The organism is Nonomuraea sp. 3N208 (assembly GCF_052245935.1).
Taxonomy (GTDB): domain Bacteria; phylum Actinomycetota; class Actinomycetes; order Streptosporangiales; family Streptosporangiaceae; genus Nonomuraea.
Genome location: NZ_JBQQBR010000003.1, coordinates 41,449 through 60,649 on the forward strand (window position 1 = coordinate 41,449; position 19,201 = coordinate 60,649).

18 protein-coding genes are annotated in these 19,201 nt (G+C 71.4%); 10 read left to right on the plus strand and 8 right to left on the minus strand.

The annotated features are described in order from the left end of the window. Positions 1–73: 73 nt before the first annotated feature. The gene (locus ACTWPT_RS04720; RefSeq protein ID WP_443175988.1) at positions 74–2,833 is read right to left on the minus strand and encodes an AAA family ATPase; all 2,760 of its coding nucleotides are present in this window, start codon (positions 2,831–2,833) and stop codon (positions 74–76) included. A 102-nt stretch (positions 2,834–2,935) separates the two neighbouring features. On the opposite strand from ACTWPT_RS04720, the gene ACTWPT_RS04725 reads away from it, so the two are divergent. Continuing rightward, complete coding sequence (locus tag ACTWPT_RS04725; protein WP_443175989.1) at positions 2,936–3,550, plus strand: LysE family translocator; 615 nt, start codon at positions 2,936–2,938, stop codon at positions 3,548–3,550. Between the two features lie 5 nt (positions 3,551–3,555). Beyond that, positions 3,556–4,095, plus strand: a complete 540-nt coding sequence (locus ACTWPT_RS04730; protein ID WP_443175990.1) for a TetR/AcrR family transcriptional regulator — start codon at positions 3,556–3,558, stop codon at positions 4,093–4,095. Between the two features lies 1 nt (position 4,096). Here the strand turns inward: ACTWPT_RS04730 and ACTWPT_RS04735 are convergent, their stop codons facing one another. Together ACTWPT_RS04735 and ACTWPT_RS04740 are read right to left on the minus strand one after the other, a co-directional pair. After that, positions 4,097–5,551: a flavin-containing monooxygenase gene (locus ACTWPT_RS04735; RefSeq protein ID WP_443175991.1), complete on the minus strand. Its 1,455-nt coding sequence runs from the start codon at positions 5,549–5,551 to the stop codon at positions 4,097–4,099. Positions 5,552–5,647: 96 nt separating this feature from the next. Beyond that, entirely contained in the window at positions 5,648–5,821 is a 174-nt protein-coding gene (locus tag ACTWPT_RS04740; RefSeq protein ID WP_443175992.1) for a hypothetical protein, read from the minus strand. 105 nt (positions 5,822–5,926) lie between these two features. Here ACTWPT_RS04740 and ACTWPT_RS04745 point away from each other — a divergent pair, with 105 nt between their 5' ends. Together ACTWPT_RS04745 and ACTWPT_RS04750 are read left to right on the plus strand one after the other, a co-directional pair. After that, a complete protein-coding gene (locus ACTWPT_RS04745) occupies positions 5,927–6,709 on the plus strand; it encodes an SURF1 family protein (RefSeq protein WP_443175993.1) in 783 nt (260 codons plus the stop codon). 3 nt (positions 6,710–6,712) lie between these two features. Then, on the plus strand, positions 6,713–7,024 hold the full coding sequence (locus tag ACTWPT_RS04750) for a DUF3817 domain-containing protein (protein WP_443175994.1): 312 nt from the start codon (positions 6,713–6,715) through the stop codon (positions 7,022–7,024). A 21-nt stretch (positions 7,025–7,045) separates the two neighbouring features. On the opposite strand, the gene ACTWPT_RS04755 is transcribed toward ACTWPT_RS04750, so the two are convergent. The 3 genes from ACTWPT_RS04755 to ACTWPT_RS04765 form a co-directional block, all read right to left on the minus strand. Further along, positions 7,046–7,240 (minus strand): hypothetical protein, encoded by a 195-nt coding sequence (locus ACTWPT_RS04755; RefSeq protein ID WP_443175995.1) that lies wholly within the window; start codon positions 7,238–7,240, stop codon positions 7,046–7,048. 114 nt (positions 7,241–7,354) lie between these two features. Beyond that, complete coding sequence (locus tag ACTWPT_RS04760) at positions 7,355–8,422, minus strand: protein kinase domain-containing protein (protein ID WP_443175996.1); 1,068 nt, start codon at positions 8,420–8,422, stop codon at positions 7,355–7,357. A gap of 104 nt (positions 8,423–8,526) precedes the next feature. Continuing rightward, entirely contained in the window at positions 8,527–9,411 is an 885-nt protein-coding gene (locus ACTWPT_RS04765; RefSeq protein ID WP_443175997.1) for an arylamine N-acetyltransferase family protein, read from the minus strand. Between the two features lie 72 nt (positions 9,412–9,483). Here ACTWPT_RS04765 and ACTWPT_RS04770 point away from each other — a divergent pair, with 72 nt between their 5' ends. From ACTWPT_RS04770 to ACTWPT_RS04795, 6 genes are read left to right on the plus strand one after another with little or no spacing between them, the layout of a single operon-like run. Next, the gene (locus tag ACTWPT_RS04770; RefSeq protein WP_443175998.1) at positions 9,484–10,167 is read left to right on the plus strand and encodes a response regulator transcription factor; all 684 of its coding nucleotides are present in this window, start codon (positions 9,484–9,486) and stop codon (positions 10,165–10,167) included. After that, positions 10,164–13,733, plus strand: a complete 3,570-nt coding sequence (locus ACTWPT_RS04775; protein ID WP_443175999.1) for a DUF4153 domain-containing protein — start codon at positions 10,164–10,166, stop codon at positions 13,731–13,733. Before ACTWPT_RS04770 ends, ACTWPT_RS04775 begins: the two co-directional genes overlap by 4 nt. 8 nt (positions 13,734–13,741) lie before the next feature. Beyond that, positions 13,742–15,316, plus strand: coding sequence for an N-acyl-D-amino-acid deacylase family protein (locus ACTWPT_RS04780; RefSeq protein ID WP_443176000.1), 1,575 nt, complete (start codon positions 13,742–13,744; stop codon positions 15,314–15,316). A gap of 51 nt (positions 15,317–15,367) precedes the next feature. Then, a complete protein-coding gene (locus ACTWPT_RS04785; RefSeq protein ID WP_443176001.1) occupies positions 15,368–16,459 on the plus strand; it encodes an alanine racemase in 1,092 nt (363 codons plus the stop codon). Positions 16,460–16,468: 9 nt separating this feature from the next. After that, positions 16,469–16,849, plus strand: coding sequence for a RidA family protein (locus ACTWPT_RS04790; protein WP_443176002.1), 381 nt, complete (start codon positions 16,469–16,471; stop codon positions 16,847–16,849). 16 nt (positions 16,850–16,865) lie between these two features. Then, complete coding sequence (locus ACTWPT_RS04795) at positions 16,866–18,062, plus strand: hypothetical protein (RefSeq protein ID WP_443176003.1); 1,197 nt, start codon at positions 16,866–16,868, stop codon at positions 18,060–18,062. Here the strand turns inward: ACTWPT_RS04795 and ACTWPT_RS04800 are convergent, their stop codons facing one another. Then, positions 18,063–18,443: a VOC family protein gene (locus ACTWPT_RS04800; RefSeq protein ID WP_443176004.1), complete on the minus strand. Its 381-nt coding sequence runs from the start codon at positions 18,441–18,443 to the stop codon at positions 18,063–18,065. Then, positions 18,427–19,191, minus strand: coding sequence for a class I SAM-dependent methyltransferase (locus tag ACTWPT_RS04805; RefSeq protein WP_443176005.1), 765 nt, complete (start codon positions 19,189–19,191; stop codon positions 18,427–18,429). Before ACTWPT_RS04805 ends, ACTWPT_RS04800 begins: the two co-directional genes overlap by 17 nt. Positions 19,192–19,201 lie beyond the last annotated feature (10 nt).

The following is a 19,201-nucleotide window of genomic DNA, read 5'->3' on the forward strand; positions in this document are numbered from 1 at the left end:
GAGTTCGCGTACATCTCCGCGATTGTCCGCCCCGTCGCGGGTCGTGTCTGTGCACTGATGCACAGAGGCCGCACTATGTCAGCAGGCCCCGCTGGCGTGCTGCCGCGGCTGCCTGGGTGCGGGTGGAGACCTCCAGCTTGCCCAGGATGTTGGACACGTGCACGCTCACCGTCTTCTGGGCGATGAACAGCCGCTCCGCGATCTCCCGGTTGGTGAGGCCCTCGGCGACCAGCCGCAGCACCTCGACCTCCCGAGCCGTCAATCCGCCGTCGCCCTGCCGCGGGCCGCCGTCGCCCTGACCGCCGCCGAACCGGGCCCGCCGCCCGAACTCCAGTAGCGCACTCTCCAACGGCGCGGCCCGGAGCTTGCCCGCCGCCTCCCTCGCCAGCTCCCACTCCTCCTGCGCGGCGGCCCGGTCACCGGTCGCGAGCAGCGCCTCGGCCAGGCGCCAGCGCGCCCGGGCCACCTCGTACACGAAGCCGAAGTCGAACGCCGAGACGACCTTCCGCCACAACTCCACGTCGTGGCGCCCGTGCACGCGGTGCCACTCCGCCTCGGCCCGCAGCGCCCACGCGATCCCCTCGGGCCCCAGATGCCCGCGTTCGCCGGTGGGGCCGCGCTCGACGGCGAAGCGGACGCGCTCCACCAGGTCGTCGGCGCCCTCCGTGGTGCCGAGCTCGGCGAGCGCCCACAGCCCGACGGCGGCCACCCGCACCACGCCGTTGTCACCCCGGACCAGCGTCGCCAGGACCTCCCGCACGTGCTCCAGCGCCGCGGCGGGATCGCCGTGCCACAGGGCATGCTCGGCCGCCAGACCCCTGGACATATAGCCGACCAGCTCGTCGGACCAGAACGGCCGCAGCCAGCCGAGCCGGCTCTCGACCGCGGGCAGATCCCGCCCCACCTCGACGAACAGCGCGAACGACGACAGGGTCGCCTCACGAATCGTGCCGACCCGCACGGGGAAACCGCCGGCCACGGTCTCCGCCTGGTCCCATTCGCCCGCCACGTAGTGAATGAGGAATCGCAGGAACCGGAGATCTGTGCCGTACATGCTCCACTTGAGCCCTGTCTCGAAGGCCATGTGGATGCCCTCGTCGGCCATCTCGGCGGCCGCGGCCAGCAGCCCTTGCTCGTAGTGGATCCGGGCGTGATGGAAGCGGGCCCGCAGGTCCATGGCCAGATCGCCGGAGCTCTCCCCGGAGGCGAGCTCGAGCAGGTCGTGGGCCTTGTCCACGTCGCCCTGGAGCTCGAGGTAGGAGGCCAGTGCGATCAGCGCGCCCGCCTCGGCGTCCTTCGCTCCGGCCGCGCGGGCGGTCTCCAGCGCCCTGGTGGCGAGGGACTCCACCTCCCGGTGGCGAGAGCTCCACATCAGCGTGCGGGCATGGGTGGCCAGCGCGCGGGCGAGGGCGGCCTGGTCCTCGGCGCTCTCCACCGCGTGCTGGGCCGCCGCCACGGCGCCCGGCTGATCGTCGGACTCGTAGAGGTAGTAGGCCAGGCGCTCGCTGACCTCGGACGTCTGCGGCAGGGCACGGAGCTGGACGACCGCCCGGTGGTTGTCGCCGCTGTCGGCCGCCATCACGGCACTGCGGAACGCCAACGCCATCCGGCTCTCCCCTGTCAGCTCCTCCGCGCCTTCCACCCGGTCCCACAGGCTCAGCGCCTGGTCGTAGTGGTTGTGCGCCTCGGCGGGAGCGCCCAGCCGCTCGGCCAGCCGGCCGGCCGCGGCGCAGGCGGCAAGCGCGCCGGGCAGGTCGTGGCCCGCGAGGTGGTGGTGCGCCAGCTCGGCCGGCGACGTCAGCAGGCGGGCGAAGGCGGCGTGCAGCCGGGTGCGCTCGCCGGGCAGCAGATCGGTGTAGACGGCTTCCTGCAGCAACGCGTGGCGGAAGGTGTAGCCGACGCCGTCGACTCTGAGCAGGCCGCGCGAGACGATCTCCCTGACCGCCTCCTCGAACTCGGCCAGCGGCAGCCCGGAGACCTCCCGCAGCAGCTCGTCCTCCACCCGCCGCCCGGCCACGGCGGCGGCCCGCAGCACCTGCTGGCCGGGCTCGGGAAGGACCTCGACCCGGGACATCAGCAGGCTGGCCAGCCCGTCGGGCAGATTGTCGCCCTCCGCCACAGCCGCGAACAGCTCCTCGGCGTAGAACGGGTTGCCGTCGGCCCGCGTGACGATCTCCCCCAGCTCGCGGGCGTCGACCTCGCCCAGCGTGGCGACGTAGTCCGACAGGTCGCCCGTCCCGAGCGGCCCCAGCTCGACGCTCGTCACCGTGGGCAGGCGCTTGAGCTCGGCCAGCACGGACCGCAGCGGGTGACGGCGGTGGATGTCGTCGGTGCGGTAGGTGCCCACGACGCAGACCTGCTCGGTCTGCACCATGCGGCTGAGGAAGACCAGCAGGTCGCGGGTGGAGCGGTCGGCCCAGTGCAGGTCCTCGATCACGAACAGCACCGGCTGGACGTCGGCCAGCAGCCCGAGCAGCGAGCCGAACAGCCGCTGCTGGGTGAGCCCGGTCGAGGGCGCGCTCTCCGTGCCGGGCAGCAGCTGGCCCAGCATGGGATGCGCGGCGGCGGCCTCGCGCACGGGCGGCTGCGCGCCGCGCAGGGCGTCGGCCAGCGGCAGGTAGGGCAGCGCGTCACCCAGCTCGGCGCACTGGCCGACCAGCACGTGGACGCCCCGCTCGCGGGCCTGCTCGACCAGCTCGGAGACCAGCCGGGTCTTGCCTATGCCCGCGTCCCCGCCGACGAGCGCGACGCCGGCCGTGCCCTCGATGGCGGACTGGAGCACCCGCACGAGTCTGGCCAGCTCAGCTGAGCGCCCGACGAGAAGACCGTTCACGCGTGCAACTATGCCACGCCGCACCGACAGGCGATTGGTCCAGAAGATTAGCCTTTCATTGGCTCTCGTAGGCGTACCAAAGCCGCTCTAAGCTGTGATTTCGTGATCTCTCCCACGACGTACGTCTTATTCGTCAGCGCCTCGCTCGCCCTGGTTATCATCCCCGGCCCGAACCACCTCTACATCACGGCCAGAGGGCTCGCTCAGGGACGGGCGGCGGGCCTGGCCAGCGCCTTCGGCGTGGAGGCCGGCACGCTCGTGCACATCGCCGCCGCCGCGGCGGGTCTGTCGTACGTGATCTCGCGGTCGGCCACGCTGTTCGCCGTCGTCAAGTGGGCCGGCGTCGCCTATCTGGTCTACCTGGGGATCCGCGCGTTCACCGGCCGGCAGGAGGAAGGCCGGACGCCGCCCCCGCAGCCGCTGCGCAAGGTCTTCCTCGAAGGTGTGCTGGTCAACGTGCTGAACCCCAAGGTGGCGCTGTTCTTCCTGGCGTTCGTGCCGCAGTTCGTGGATCCCGGCGCGGGCTCCCCCGCGCTGCAGGTGGTGGTGTTCGGCCTGACGCTGCTGCTCCTGGGCCTGCTGTCGGACATCGTGTACGCGTGCACGGCCGGCGCCCTCGGCACCCGCCTCAGCACGCGGACCAGGGCCCTGCGGTACGTCAGCGGCGTCGTGTACCTCGGCCTGGGCGTGGCCACGGCGTTCACCGGGAGAAAATGACCCGTATGGCGCCGAGGAAGCAGCAGGAGATCTTCGATGCGACGTTGCGGCTGGTCGCAGAGAAGGGCTACTACGGGCTGACCGTGGAGGGGGTCGCCGAGCACTCCGGCGTCAACAAGACGACGATCTACCGGTGGTGGCCGTCGAAGGCGGCGCTGCTGGGGGCGGCTCTGGTGGAGGCGGACGTGCTGGGGTTCGACACCCCGGACACGGGCAGCCTGCGCGGCGACCTGGTGGCGCTGGTCGAGTCCGTCAAACGGCTGCTCACCGAGCCTCCGGCCAGCGACATCGCCGTCGCCGCGCTGGCCGCCGCCGTCCGCCACCCGGAGCTGGACGCCCGACGCTTCTTCGCCGACCGGTTCGCCCGCGAACGGGAGATCTTCGAACGTGCGGTACGGCGGGGCGAGCTGAAGGAGTCGGTCGACCCGATGCTGATCGTCGACCTGCTGGCAGGAGCCGTGTGGATGCGTGCGGTGTTCCGCGGCCTGCGCATGACGGACGACTTCGCCGACGAGGCGGTGGCGGCGCTCCTCGACGGCGTCTGAGTCAGTAGACGAGCTCGTACGCGTCCGGCCGCACCCGCCTGGTACGCGCCCAGTACTCGAACGTGAAGCCCGGCCAGATCGTCCGGTTCACTCCATGCTCGTCCAGATACCAGGAATGGCAGCCGCCCGCGTTCCACACCAGCGGGTCGAGCCGCGCGCGCAGCCGCCGGTTGAACGCCCGCTGCGCCTCCGGGCGGACGTCGAGGGCCCTGGCCTGGGTCCTGGAGAGCAGCCGCAGGCATTCGACGACGTAGCGGACCTGCGATTCGATCATGAACACGACGGAGGTGTGCCCGAGGCCGGTGTTGGGGCCGAGCAGGAAGAACAGGTTCGGGAAACCGGCGGTGGCGATGCCGTAGTAGGCCTCGACGCCCTCCTTCCATGCCTCCTGGATCGTCAGCCCGCCGCGGCCGGCGATGTGCCGGTCGGCCAGCGCGTCCACCACCTTGAAGCCCGTGCCATAGATGATCACGTCCACCTCGTGTTCGACGCCTGCGGCGTCCACGATCGAGCGCTCGCGGATCTCAGTGATCCCGTCGGTGACGAGTGAGACGTCGTCCCTGGTCAGGGCCGGGTAATAGTCGCTGGAGACAAGGATGCGCTTGCAGCCGATCAGATAGCCGGGGGTGAGGGCGCGGCGAAGCTCCGGGTCGGGGACCTGCGCTTCCAGATGTCTGAGCGCCAGCTTCTCGTGGGGCTTCATCAGGCGCGGGTGCACGGCGAAGCCGAGGGCCCTGGTCTCCAGGGCCCAGTAAAGGGCGTTGCGCAGGGTCCTGGTCGCGCCAGGCAGGCGGAGGAGCCTGCGTGCGCCGGGCGGGAAGGCGAAGTCGGGCTTGGGGATGAGCCATGGAGGCGTGCGCTGGAAGACGGTCACGTGGGCCGCCGCCGGGGCGATCTGGGGGACGAACTGGACGGCGGACGCGCCGGTGCCGATGACGGCGACGCGCTTGCCGGTCAGGTCCGCCGAGTGGTCCCATTCGGCGGAGTGGAAGGCGGGCCCGGCGAACGACTCCCGTCCCAAAATTTCGGGAAATTTGGGGATGTGGAGGGCGCCAATGGCGGAGACCACCGCGTTCGTCCGCAGGGTGTCGCCGTCATCTGTAGTGACCGACCAGCCACGGCGGCCGTCGTCGTACTCGAGGGCGGCGACCTTCTTGCCGTACCGGATGTGTGGGGTCACACCGTACTTGTCCGCACACGAGCGCAGGTAGGCCTGGATCTCCTGCCGCGGGGCGAACATCCGGGACCAGCCGGGGTTGAGCTCGAACGAGAAGGAGTACAGGTGCGACGGCACGTCGCACGCGCAGCCGGGATAGGTGTTGTCACGCCAGGTGCCGCCCAGTTCCGCGGCCTTCTCCAGGATGACGAAGTCGTGGTAGCCGGCTTCCTTCAGCTTGATGGCCATGCAGATCCCGGCGAAGCCGGAACCGATGATCACTAACCCTGGGTCGCCCACGAGGACCTCCTATTGGACTCTCTGTCCAATGTAGGCCATGCGGGGCAACCACGAAAACCCGCCACGGCGTCGTGGCGGGTCGTCCTGGGCTCGGGCCTACCGGAGGAAGAGGAAGGCGGCGACGCCGATGACCACGATCGCCGCGACGATCGCGATGATGGGCAGCAGGGGCGACTTCTTGGGCTTCGCCGCGGCCTCTTGCTCACGCGCGTGCGCGAACGCTCGGAAGGCCTGGGTGTTGCCCGCGGGGTCGATGTGCTGGTCAGACATGGCCAGCAGCCTAGCGTGATCGGCTGCGCCGTTTGTGCTGTTTGGCGGGATCTGTAGACAACCCCTGATGAGGAGACCACCCCATTCGGCGGATAGTTTTGAAGCATGCTCAGGACCCTTCTCTCACCCCGCGTGATGGGGTTGCACCTGCTCACGATCGGGGTCCTGATCGCGTTCATCCTGCTGGGACGCTGGCAGCTCGGCGTTTTCCAAGATTCGGGAAAGCCTCGCGCCGCCGCGGATCCGCAGCCCGTCACGGTCGCCGCGCTCGCTCCGGTGGGCGCGCAGATGAACGGAGAGGTCGTCGGCCGCAGGGTCACGGCGGAGGGCGTTTACGAGGCGGATCGCCAGCTGCTGGTGGCCGACCGGCGGGCCGACGTCGACGCCCCCGGCGGCAAGGCCTCGCAGGACGACGGCTACTGGGTGCTCACCCCGCTCAGGCTCGACGACGGCACGCTGATGCCGGTGGTGCGGGGCTGGGCCGCCAAGAGCGACGACCCGGCGGTGTCGGCCGTGCCGCCGGGCAGGGTCGCGGTGGACGGACGGCTACGGCCGCAACAGGGCACCGACAGCGTGCAGCGGCGCTCCGAGGGCCTGCCGGCCGGTCAGGTCCAGACGGTGTCCACGGGCGAGCTGATCAACCTGTGGACCGGGCAGAAGGTACGCACCGGTTATGTGGTGGCGCAGCCGCCGTCCGGTTCGCTGACCCAGGTCAAGGTGGCGCCGCCGGAGGTCGGTGGCACGCTGACCTGGCGTAATCTGGCATATGCCGCCAACTGGTGGATCTTTGCTGGATTCGCCGTTTTCATGTGGTTCCACTTCGTCCGCGACGCCGTACGGGCGGATCGGGACCGCGCCAAGTCCCCTCAGATGGCTCTGGAAGGTTAAATCGTGGAATCGGCACTGAAGCCCTTCCGGGTGCTCGCCTATGTGGTCGGCGTCATGCTGCTCGTGCTCTGCGTCGCCATGGTGCTGCGTTACGGCTTCGGCAACCCGGCCATGTCGAAGATCACCGCGCCGATCCACGGCGGGTTCTACATGATCTATTTGATCACGGTCATGAATCTGGGCATGAAGGCACGCTGGACGTGGCCGTACATGCTCGGCGTCATGCTCGGCGGCACGGTGCCGTTCCTGTCGTTCTACATCGAGCGCAGGGTGACCCAGCGCGTGCAGTCGGCGCTGGCCGCGGCGGAGGCCTGAACGGCCCCCGCCGGCCGGGAATCAGCGGCCAAGGCCACGCCTGCGGGCCCTCTTGAGCCGCTCGCGCTGCGACGGGTCGAGCATGAGATAGCCGACCACCGGGGCGGCGATCACGCCGAGGACGACCAGCAGCGTGATCGTCCCCCACCCGAAGATGATCAGTGAGAGCAGAACCGCGGCGCCCGCGCCAATGGCGTACTTCTGGATTGGCGACATAGTCAACTTCCTCCGAGCTTCTCCGAGCACGGAGCGCGCGCCCCGCCTCTTTCACATTCTGCGTCGTGGATCCAACGAGTGAGCCTATGTCTTGGTTCCCACTCGCGATGTATCTCAATGGCGTGCCACGGTTTCCAGCTCGCGGCGCAGCTCGTCGAGTGACGGGCGGTCGGCCGGGTTGCCCGACAACAGCCTGACCAGGATCGGGGCCAGTGGACCCGCCCTGCCCAGCGAGGCGCCCGGAGCGGGCGGCGTGCCCTCGACGGCGGCGAAGAGCGTGGCCCCGAGCGACCACAGGTCAGCCGCCGGGCTCTGGACGCCCTCGGGAGGCGTGTACGCGGGCAGGGTGCCCGACCTCAGCGACGGGAGCAAGGTCGCCCGGCCATGCGCGTCCATTAGAACGTTCCCTGGCTGCACACCTCCGTGGATCCCGCGCTGGAGCCGGTCCAGCGCGGCCAGGCCGATCGCGGCCACCTCGGCGGGCGGCAGCGGCCCCAGTGACTCGATGAGCGAATCCAGCGGCTGGTCCAGGGCCAGCCGTTCGAGCGTGTCGCGGATCACCTCGACCGGTGGCGGTCCCGTGGGGTGCAGCGTCGCCCTGACCAGCGACCTGAGCGGGTCCGGGCCTTCGGCAGGCGCCTGGCCCGGCGGCCTGCCCTCGACCGCGAAGTGCAGCGTGGCGCCCAGCGACCACAGGTCGGCCGACGGCCACGTGCTGCGGCTCGGCAACCCGAACCCGGTCAGCACCGCCCGGCCTGTCCTGGTGAGCAGCACATTGCTGGGTTCGACGTGCCCGTGCACGATCGCCGCCGCGTGCGCGGCCGTGAGCGCGGACAACACGCCGGCGCCGACCCTGGCCGCCTGCATGACGGGGAGGGGGCGGCGCGAGCGCACGGTCTGCTCCAGCGACGACCCCGAGACGAACTCCATGACCACCCACGGCGCATCGTCCTCGACCACCACGTCGAGCACCCGCACGATCGAGCCGTGCCGGAGCTCCATCGCTCGGCGCGCCCGGTGCAGCGCCGCGTCACGTAGCTCGGGGGGGATCCGCAGCTGCCTGACCGCGACGTCGCGGTGTCCCTGCTCGTCGAAGGCCAGGCGCACAGAGCCCGCGCCCAAGGGGTTGAGCAGCCGGTATCTTCCGGCTAGCTTCCTGGTCTCTCCCATTTCGAGGTGCACGATAGCCTCCGTCCGCACCCCCTGGCCATCACGCCCTGTTCATGGCCTCACTTCGTGAGGCGGGTTCGGTCGCCAGACGCCGCCGCCTTCCCCCGCTCTGGTCGCTACGCTCCCGCCGCTCCTCCAGGCGACGGCACTCCCTCACCGCCGGCCAGCCAGGCTTCGTGCGCGTCGTGCAACCTGCGCCAGAGTTTGTCCTTCTCCTCGGCGCTCACGTCGTCCAGCGGCAGTGCGAACACGTCCGCCAGCGCCGCGTAATAGTCGCGTGCCGTGCTCAGCGTGACCGAGTTGGCGCCGACGCCGATGCGGGACAGGACGAGCCCGCGCAGGCTGTCCACACCCCAGGCGTCCCGCCGCTGAACCGCGGCCACCCGGACGAATCCGGACGTCGGGGACGTGGTCAGATCGCGGTGCATCTCCACGAACGCGGACATGTCCGTCGGGGCCGGATCGAAATCCATGCCTTGGAACGAACCACTCGGATCGTGGTCGAACCGCCAGCCGCCGGGCGCGATCTCCGACGGGCGCAGGACGTACTCGAAGGGTCCCTGCCGGTACGTGCCCGCTACCAGCGGCAGCGGCTCGTGCAGCGCGTCACCGAGACCGAGGTCCACCAGCCACTCGCCGCCAGGATTGTCGCCGGACGGCAGGCCGCGCACGGTGAGCACCAGGTGGTTGGCGGTGATGCCGGGCTCGCCGCCCCGGTTCTGCACGCCGCCGACGTGCCTGGTCACGTCGTAGCCGAGCGCCATCGCGAGCGCGGAGAAGGCGCCGTTGAGGTGGAAGCAGTAGCCGCCCCGGCCCCTGATGATGCGCTCGGCGGATTCGAGGGGATCGACGGTGGTGGGGCGGCCCAGCCAGATCTCCAGGGCCTCGTACGAGACCTTCTCGATGTGCGCGATGTGCAGCGCGCGCAGGTTCTCTGCGCTGACGGGGGCGTTGAGGAGGCTGGGCAGGCCGATTCGGCGGAGGTATCCGGCAGTGTTCACCGCCCAAGTCTGCACCGTATGTGCACACTAAGGAGGTAGTCGCCTGCACAGGGCGCTTCTAGTCTTTCGTACGTGGCAGAGCAGCGACGCATCCTCGTGGTCGAGGACGATGAGACGATCGCGCTTGCCGTACGGAATCGGCTGGCCGCCGAGGGCTTCGACGTCAGAGTGGCCGGCGATGGGCAGGACGCCCTCATCCAGTACGGCAAGGCGGACCCCGACCTGGTGATCCTCGACCGGCTGCTGCCGGGCATCGACGGGCTGGAGGTGTGCCGCCGGATGCAGGCGGCCAGGCCGGTGCCGGTGCTCATGCTGACCGCGCTCGGCGAGGAGACCGACGTGCTGGTCGGACTCGGGGTGGGGGCCGATGACTACCTGGCGAAGCCGTTCAGCATGCGTGAGCTGGTGGCCCGGATCCACGCGTTGCTGCGCAGGGTGGAGCGGGCGGCCCAGCTCGCCGTCGAGGACACCGTGATCAGAGTGGGCGAGGTGGAGATCGACACCGCCGCCCGCCGGGTGTTCGTGCGCGGGATCGAGGCGCAGCTCACCAGGACCGAGTTCGACCTGCTGCGCCGCCTGGCCGAGCGGCCCGGGCAGGTCTTCGAGCGCGACCGGCTGCTGGCCGATGTATGGGGCTTCTCCGAGGCCGCCGCGACCAGGACCGTGGACAGCCACGTCCGGGCGTTACGCCGCAAGCTGGGCTCCGACGTGGTGCGGACCGTGCACGGCGTCGGCTACGCGCTGGTGCGGCAATGAGGCCGCTCGACTTCCTCGGCCGGATCAAGGTCAAGCTCGGCATCGTGATCGTGCTGGCCGTGGGGACGGCCTTCGTCGTGAACGAGGTCGGCCTCAACTCCGGGCTGTCCCGCGAGGTACGCATCGCGGTCGCCGTCGTCCTGGCGTTGATCATGGTGCAGGTCCTGGCCATGGGCATGACCAAGCCGCTGCGCCAGATGGCCAGCGCCGCGCAGACGATCGCCAAGGGCCGCTACGGGCTGCGGGTCAGCGCCACCTCGCGGGATGAGGTGGGCGAGCTGGCCAGGGCGTTCAACGCGATGGCGGCCGACCTCGGCGAGGTGGACAGACAGCGCCGCGAGCTCGTCGCGAACGTCAGCCACGAGCTGCGCACCCCGATCACCGGGCTGCGTGCCGTACTGGAGAACGTCGTGGACGGCGTCTCCGCGCCCGACCCCGTCACCATGCGGACCGCGCTCGCCCAGACCGAGCGCCTCGGGCGGCTCGTGGCGCAGCTGCTGGACCTGTCGCGGCTGGACTCGGGGGCACGGCTCATCGAGGCCGAGGCCATCGAGGTGGCGCCGCTGATCGAGCAGGCCGTGCGCGAGGCGGCGCTGGCCCGCGAGGACGTCGTGATCCGGGCCGAGGTGCCGGGCGATCTGGCGGTGAGGGCCGATCCCGACCTGCTCGCGCAGGTCCTCGCCAACCTCCTCGACAACGCGGTACGGCACAGCCCCCCGAACGGGGTGGTGACCGTGAACGGGGCGGCGGAGGGGTCCGGGGTGCGGATGATCGTCGCCGACCTGGGGCCGGGGATCCCGGTCTCGGCCAGAGGGCGCGTCTTCGAGCGCTTCTCCCGGCTGGACGCGGGGCGGGCGGCCGACTCCGGGGGTGCGGGGCTGGGGCTCGCCATCGTGAAGGAGATCGTCGAACTGCACGGGGGTTCCATTCGCATCGACGATGGTGCGGGGTGCCGCATGGTCGTCGATTTACCAGGGAGGACGACGATGGCTGACGCGCCGTTAGAGGCGGAGCAGCAGCAGCCGGCGCAGGACACGCGGCCGGATCCGGCCGCGGTGCCTCGCGAGGGGGACGCCGTGACGGGGTCCGGTGCTTCGGCTGCCGGGCTCGTCGCATCAGCGCCCCGCCCGATGACCGCGGGGGCGGATCCGGACAGGCTCACGGTGGCAGGCGCCGGCCCGGACGGACTCTCGATGGCAGGCGCCGGCGCGGACCGGGACGCGGCGGCAGGCGCCGGCTCGGACGAGGGCGCGGCGGCGGGCGCCCGTCCGCAGGGGGTCGCGGTGGCGGACGGCGGGGCCGCGAACGCCGGGCGTGCTGCGAACGTCGCAGGCGCCTCGAACGACCCGAGCGCCCCGAACGACGGCGCCGTCGAGGCCGGTCTCGTCGCGGCCACCGCGATGGCGGAAGGTCACGCCGCAGGCACGGCCGATCGTCGTGCATTCGCCGGGGCGGCGCTGGTCACGCCGATGCCGCTGTCGCCGGGCAACGCGTTGGCCAGGATGATCGGTGGTGGCGTGATCGGGGTGCTGATCGGCTTCCTGGTCGGCATGTTCGCCGCCGTGCTGGTCAGCCTGACCGTCGGGGATGGGATGGCGTTGGTCACGCTCGTCATGAGCACCGCGATCATGGGGGCGATCGGCGCGGCCATGGGCGCCGGCTCGGCACGCCGGGCGGCGGCTACGGCCTACCAATCGGCCTACCATGCGGCCACCCAGCCCATGGCACAGGCAGGCCATGCGATGGCGCCGGTGCCGGGTCAGGCGGCAGGCCAGATGGCGGGTCAGCCAGGCATCCAGGCGGCAGGGCAGGTGGCGAGTCGCCCAGGCATCCAGGCCGGTCAGGGGACAGGGCAGGTGGCGAGCCGGCCAGGCATCCAGGCGGCAGGACAAGTGGCGGGCCGGACAGAGACCCAGGCGGGAGGCCGGTTGGTGGCGCAGGCGAGCGGCGAGCCCATCAGGCAGACGGCCGGACAGGTAACCGGCCAAGGAGCAGGGCAGCCCGTGGGCCAAAGGGCAGTGCACGCGAGGCAGGCGGGCGACCCGTACCGGGGCCAGCCGACCGAGCCGTACCGGGGGCAGGCGCCACCGCCGCCGTACGTGCCGCCGCCGTTGTTCCCGAGGCCCGAGTTGCCCGAGCCGCCCCGATGGTTGTTGCCCGCCGCGGCCGGTGCCGGGGTGTTCGCGGCGGTCGCGTTGCCCGAGGCGCAGGTCGGGCTGGGCATCGTGCTGGTGTCCATGGTGCTGGGCGCGGCGGCACTGCCGGCGGTGGCACGGCGGATGACGCCGTGGACGGTGGCGTTCGGACTGATGGCGTACTGGCTGATCGCCATGGCGGCGGTGCGCGACGCCGACTGGCTGGTGGCGATCCTGCTCGTGGCGGGAGCCGGGCTGGGCGCGCTGGCCGTGTCGGGGGCGGGTGGCGGGTGGCTGGGCGTGATCAGGGGCGGCGTGTCCGTGCTGCTGGCGCTGGGCCCCGTGCCGTGGTTCCTGGCCGTCCCGATGAAGAAGCTGACGGCCAGGCGGCGCATCATGCCGATGCTCGCCGCACTGGGCATCACGGCGGTGCTGCTGCTGGTGTTCGGGCTGCTGTTCAGCTCGGCGGACGCGGTGTTCGCCTCCTACGTGGAGCGGCTGACCGCGGCGCCGGACTGGGCGGAGTCGGCGCCGGTGCGGATCTTCCTGTTCGCGGTCTTCGCCGTGCTGCTGGCGGCCGTGGTGCTGGTCGCGCTCCGGCCGGTGGTCGACCCCGTGGGCCCGGAAACCAAGTTCACGGTGAGCAAGAGCGTCTGGATGGTCCCGCTCACGGCGGTGAACCTGCTGTTCGCGTCGTTCGTGGCCGTGCAGATCACGGCGCTGTTCGGCGGCAACACGTGGGTGCTGAAGACGGCGGGGTTGACCTACGCGGAGTACGCCAGGGAGGGGTTCTTCCAGCTCGTGGTGGTCAGCATGTTCGTGCTCGGCATCGTCGCGGTGGCCGGCGGGCTGCTCAGGACCGAACGCCGCGAGCGCTGGATGCTGGCCTGCCTGCTCGGCGTGCTCTGCGGGCTGACGATGGTGGTGCTGGCCTCGGCCCTGCACCGCATGAACCTCTACACCGAGGCCTACGGCCTGTCCAGGCTGCGGATCAGCGTGCAGGCCACGGTCTGGTGGCTCGGCGCGGTGTTCGCGCTGGTGCTGCTGGCCGGGGCGGTACGCCTCGCGGGCCGCGGCTCCGGCTGGCTGCCGCGGACGATCGTCCTGGTCACCGGGATCGGCCTGGGCGCGTTCGCGATCGTGAACCCCGACCTGCGAGTCGCGTATACGCAGGTGGAGGAGCGCGGCGTCGCCAAGATGGACTCCGACTACCTGGGGGACCTCGGCGCGGAGGCGGTACCGGCCCTGGACCGGCTGCCGGAGCCGCAGCGCAGCTGCGTGCTGGCCGACGTCGTCAGGGCCAACGGGCTGGATCGGCCCGACCCGTGGAACGGCTGGAACGTGGCCCGCGCCCAAGCCCGCGATCTGCTGGCCGCCAAGCCGATCGACAAGTCGGCCGTCTGCGCGGGGGTGTCGTCGCGCTCTGATTGAATCTTGAGGTGAGGTTCGACGTAGTCATCAGCGGTGGGCGGGTGCTCGACGGGACGGGCGGCCCGCCGTACCGGGCGGACGTGGCGATCAGCGGCGATCGGATCGCGGCGGTCGGCCGGCTGGACGGTGCGCAGGCGGAGACCGTGATCGACGCGGCGGGACGGTTCGTCGCGCCGGGTTTCGTGGACTGCCACGCCCACGGCGACGCGGCCGTCTTCGACCCGGCGGTGCAGCAGGCGGCGCTGCGGCAGGGGGTGACGACGTTCGTGCTCGGGCAGGACGGGCTGTCCTTCGCGCCCGGGTCGGCCGAGACCGTCGCGTACGCGTCACGCTACTTCGCCGCCGTCAACGGACCGCCCGCCGAACGCCCCCCGTCGGGCGCCGGATCGGATGAGCGCATGCTGCCGTTCGACGGACCCTTGAGCGTCGGCGAGTTGCTCGCCTCCTACGACCGCGCGGTGGCGCTCAACACCGCCTACCTGCTCCCCCACGGCACCATCCGCTACGACGTCATGGGCCCGTCCCCGGATCCGGCCGCGCCGGACGACCTGGCGAAGATGCTCCGGCACGTCGAGCGCGGCCTGTCGGAGGGCGCGGCCGGGCTGTCCAGCGGGCTCGAATACCTGCCGGGCCGCTACGCCACCGCCGAGGAGCTGGCCGCGTTGTGCGAGCCGCTCGGCGGTCTCCCGTACGTCACCCACATGCGGGCCTACGGCGCCATGGCCGGTCTGGGCATGGCCGAGGTCGTCGAGATCGCCGGCCGCTCCGGCGCCGCCGCGCACGTCTCCCACCTGCACGGGCCTGCCGACGTGCTGCTGCCGCTGGTCGAGGACGCGCTGGCCAAGGACGTCGACCTGACCTTCGACACCTACCCCTACCTGCGGGGCAACACGATCCTGGCCATGTACGCGCTGCCGCCGTCCGTGCCGGGTGCCGAGCCCGACCGCGCACTGGAGATGATCGCCTCCGGGGAGTTGGACGGCTGGTGGGCGACGCTGGCCGACGCGTGGCCCCGGCTGACCGTCTCGCATGCCCCCGGCATGGAGTGGACCGAGGGTCTGACCATGGTGGCGGCGGCCGAGCGGGCCGGAGTCGAGCCGGGCGAGCTCTGCAGCCGCCTCCTGACGGAGACGCGCCTGGAGGCGGGGGTAGTGTTCGCCCGCCCTGACGAGGGGCCTGAGGGCGAGGAGTCCGTACGCCGGATGCTGCGCCATCCCTCGCACACCGGCGGCTCCGACGGCATCTACGTGGGCGGGCATCCGCATCCGAGGGGTTACGGGGCGTTCGCCAGGTTCCTCGTGCGGCATGTCAGGGAGCTCGAGGACTGGACGTGGGAGCAGGCCGTCGTGCACCTGGCGTCGCATCCGGCCCGGCGGTTCGGGCTGGCGGACCGGGGGCTGGTGCGGGCGGGGTTCGCGGCCGACGTGGTGGTGTTCGACCCGGCCGCGGTTGAGGACCGGGCGACGTACGCGGCGCCGCGCACGCTCGCGACCGGCATTGACGACGTGCTCGTGTCGGGCGCGCGCGTGCTGGCAGGGGGCGAGCTCACCGGCGCCACCCCCGGACGCGCGCTCCGCTCCTGAACGTCGTTCCTGGTCATTGGGATAGGGTCGGACCCGGATGAAGGGGGTGCTGTGCAGTCCGTCCTCGAACACGCCGACCGGAGACTGTCGATCTTCGACGGCGGGCTCGGCTTCCCGCTGATGGTGGTGCATCGGGACGCGCTGGAGCACAACGTCGCGACGATGGCGGCCTTCGTCCGCGGCCACGGGCTGGAGCTGGCCCCGCACGCCAAGACGCACATGTCGGCCGAGATCGCCGCCCTGCAGCTCGCGGCGGGCGCCTGGGGGCTGACCGTGGCGACGCCGCGGCAGGCGCAGGTGGTCCGGGGCTTCGGGGTGGATCGGATCATGGTGGCCAACCAGGTCGTCGATCCGGCCGGGCTCGCCTGGGCGGCCAGGGAGCTGGAGCGGGATCCGGCCTTCGAGTTCCTGAGCTTCGCGGACTCCGAGGCCGGGGTCGACATCCTCGCCGGGCACGCCGGGGCGCGGCCGTTCCGGGTGCTGGTGGAGGTCGGGCACGAGGGCGGGCGGGCCGGCTGCCGCACCCTCAGCGAGCTGCTGCGGGTGGCCGGGCACGTGCAGGAGACGCCCGGGGTGGAGCTGGCCGGGGTGGCCGGATACGAGGGCGCGCTGAAGACCGCCGCTGAAGTCCGGAAATATCTGGACTCGCTGCAGGAAGCCGTCGAGTACGTCCGCGTCAAGAGCCCGATCCTCAGCGTGGGCGGCAGCCAGTGGTTCGACGTGATCGGGCGGGAGCTCGTCGCCGCCCAGGCCAGGATCCTGCTGCGCAGCGGCGCGTACGTCAGCCACGACGACGGCTACTACCGCGAGCGCACCCCGTTCAACCGCATCGACGGCGAGCTGCGCCCGGCGCTGGAGGTGTGGGCGCACGTGTTGTCCACCCCCGAGCCCGGGCTGGCGATCGTGGGCATGGGCAAGCGGGACGCGCCCTTCGACGAGGGGTTGCCGATCCCGCGCCGCGACGGCGTCACCGTCGTGAAGATGCAGGACCAGCACACGATCGTGCGAGCCGACGGGCTCAAGCCCGGTGACCTGCTGGCTTTCGGCATCTCCCACCCCTGCACCGCGTTCGACAAATGGCGCGTGCTGCCCCTGGTGGACCCGGACTACCGTGTCGTTGGCACGATAGAGACCAACTTCTAGGGAGATCGCGTGAAGAAGGAGCTCCGGACGAGCGAGGGCGCCGCCCCCATCGGCGCGTACTCGCAGGGCCTCGTGGTGGGCGATTTCGTCTACACCTCCGGCATGGGGCCGCTCGACCCGCAGACCGGCGAGATCGTCGGCGACGACGTCGCCGCCCAGACGCACCAGGTCATGCGCAACCTCGGCGCCATCCTCGCCGCGCACGGCCTCGGCTTCGACGATGTGGTCAAGTCCACGGTCCACCTGCAGCACCTCAAGCGCGACTTCGCCGCCTACAACGAGGTGTACAAGTCGTACTTCAACCATCCCTACCCCGTACGCACCACTGTGGGGTCCGAGCTGCTGGACATCCTCGTGGAGATCGACTTCGTCGCCTACAAGCGCGTATAGGGCATAGGGACGGCTCGTGGACAGTTCGGTTTACGTCTTCGTCGAGGACCTGCGCGGCGAGGGCGTCGAGCGGGTGCTCGACAGGATCAGCGGGTACGGCGTGGCCGGCATCACCGTCGGAGCCGTGCACCACGCCTCCCGCGACGTCACCCCGCACGGGCTGTCCAGGCTGACCGTCCGGCACGACGGGGCGCACTTCGCCCCGCCGGCCGAGCTGTTCGCCGGGCTGCGGTTGTCCCCGGTGCCCGGCTATCTGGAGGCGTTCGACGGGCTTCGGGAGGCCTGTGCGAAAAGGTCGATGAAGCTCCACGGATGGACGGTGTTCCTGCGCAACGCCACGATCGGCCTGGAACATCCGGACGTGACGGTACGCGACTGCTTCGGCGACCGCGGCTCTCCCGCCGACCTGTGCCCGGCCCATCCGGACGTGCGCGACTACGCCGTCGCGCTGGCCAGGTCGGTGGCCAGGCTGGGGGTCGACAGCGTGGTGGCCGAGTCGCTGCACTTCCGGCCGCTCAAGGTGCAGCGGTCGTTCGTGCCGCTCGGGCCGATGGACGCTTACCTGTTCGGGCTCTGCTTCTGCGACTACTGCATGCGGCGGGCCACCGACCTGGGTGTGCAGGCCGAGGTGGCGCGGGAGGAGTGCGCCGGGATCGTGGGGCGGGTGTTCGACGGCGACCCGCCCGCGCAGGGCGAGGTGACCAGGGCGGCGCTGACCGCGTACGCGGGGCCCGACGTGGTGGCCTACGCCAGGGCCCGCTCGGAGACCGTCACGACGTTGGTGTCCGAGGTGGCGTCGGCGGTGGCCGAGGAGGGCTCCAAGCTGGTGTTCGTGGACTCCACGGGCGCGGTCAAGGGGTACGCCGACGGGTTGCCCACGCCCGGCCTCGCGGCGCACGACTCCTGGCAGTTCGGGGTGGACCTCGTGGCTCTGGGAGACCTCGTGCCGGCGTTCGGGGTGCTGGCGTACGCACGGGACGCGGCACGGGTGGCCGACGACGTGGGCGCCTACCTGCGGTCCGTTGGCAAGGATCGGGAGGTGCGGGCGGTGTTGCGGCCGGGCCATCCCGACAGCGACTCCGCCGACCGGCTGGTCGCCAAGGCCCGCGGCGCGAAGGCGGCCGGGGCGCTGGCGGTGGACTTCTACGCGTACGGCCTGGTGCCACATCCGGTGCTCGATCGCATCCCGGCGGCGCTGTCAGAAGCTCTGTGACTAGGCTCTCTCGAACAGGCAGAACTCATTGCCCTCCGGGTCGACCAGCACCACCCAGTCGTCGTACGTCTCCTGCACGGTGGCGCCCAGCGCGGTCAGCCGGGCGAGCTCGGCGTCGGGGTCGGCGCTCTCCAGATCCAGGTGAAGACGGTTCTTGACGATCTTGCGTTCCGGCACCCGCTGGAACCACAACCGCGGCGGCCCGCCCTCGACCAGCACCGTCGGATCATCCTCCGGGTCGTCGACCCCTTCGGCCCGCAGCCGCGCCAGCTCGGCCTCGTCGTAGGGGGCCACCGCGTAGCCGTCCAGCACGGCGGCCCAGAACCGAGCCAGCGAGGCCGGGTGCCGGCAGTCGACCACGACGTCACGCAGCCGGGCCACCGGGCCTCCTCGCCTCGATGAGGAATCGGCTGGAGTGCGCGACGAACGGCCCTTCGGCCTCGATGCGCTCGTGCAACGCCCGCAGCTTGTCCTGGTGCCGCTCCACGGAGAACCCCGGCACGATCCAGATCACCTTGCGCAGGAAGTAGATCACCGCGCCGACGTCGCGGAACTCCATCCGCAGCCGCTCGTAGCGCAGGTCCACGACCTCCAGCCCGGCGGACTCGGCCGCCGCCCTCGCCCTCTCGGGGTCGCGGCCCGAGCCGTCGTGCGGCCCGAGGAAGTAGTCGGTGAGCTCGGTCACGCTCCACGGCCCGACCTGCTGGGAGAAGTAGGATCCGCCGGGCCGCAGCACCCTGGCGATCTCCGCCCACCACGTCGTCACCGGGTGGCGGCTGCTCACCAGGTCGAAGACCCCGTCGCGGAACGGCAGGCGCGGCTCCTCGTCGTCGGCCACCACCCACGCCCCGCGCGGGCGCAGCCGGGAGGCGGCCAGCTTGAGGTTGGGCGGCCACGACTCGGTGGCCACGGTCACCGGCGGCAGAGCGGGCAGGCCCGCCAGGATCTCACCGCCGCCGGTCTGGACGTCGAGCGCGGCCCGCGCCTCGGCCATCCGCCCGGCGAGCAGCCGCGCGTAGCCCCACGAGGGCCGCTCCTCGCTGGCCCGGCCGGCGAGCCAGGAGAAGTCCCAGCCGTCCACGGAGACGGTGCTCGCCTCCCGGACGAGGTCTTCGTACGTGTGCCGCATGTTTTGACCT

Coding starts and splice junctions, on each gene's coding strand:
- ACTWPT_RS04730 (WP_443175990.1), top strand. CDS start 3,556: ATGGCGCCGAGGAAGCAGCAGGAGATCTTCGATGCGACGTTGCGGCTG.
- ACTWPT_RS04805 (WP_443176005.1), bottom strand. CDS start 19,191: ATGCGGCACACGTACGAAGACCTCGTCCGGGAGGCGAGCACCGTCTCC.
- ACTWPT_RS04755 (WP_443175995.1), bottom strand. CDS start 7,240: ATGTCGCCAATCCAGAAGTACGCCATTGGCGCGGGCGCCGCGGTTCTG.
- ACTWPT_RS04775 (WP_443175999.1), top strand. CDS start 10,164: ATGAGGCCGCTCGACTTCCTCGGCCGGATCAAGGTCAAGCTCGGCATC.
- ACTWPT_RS04745 (WP_443175993.1), top strand. CDS start 5,927: ATGCTCAGGACCCTTCTCTCACCCCGCGTGATGGGGTTGCACCTGCTC.
- ACTWPT_RS04740 (WP_443175992.1), bottom strand. CDS start 5,821: ATGTCTGACCAGCACATCGACCCCGCGGGCAACACCCAGGCCTTCCGA.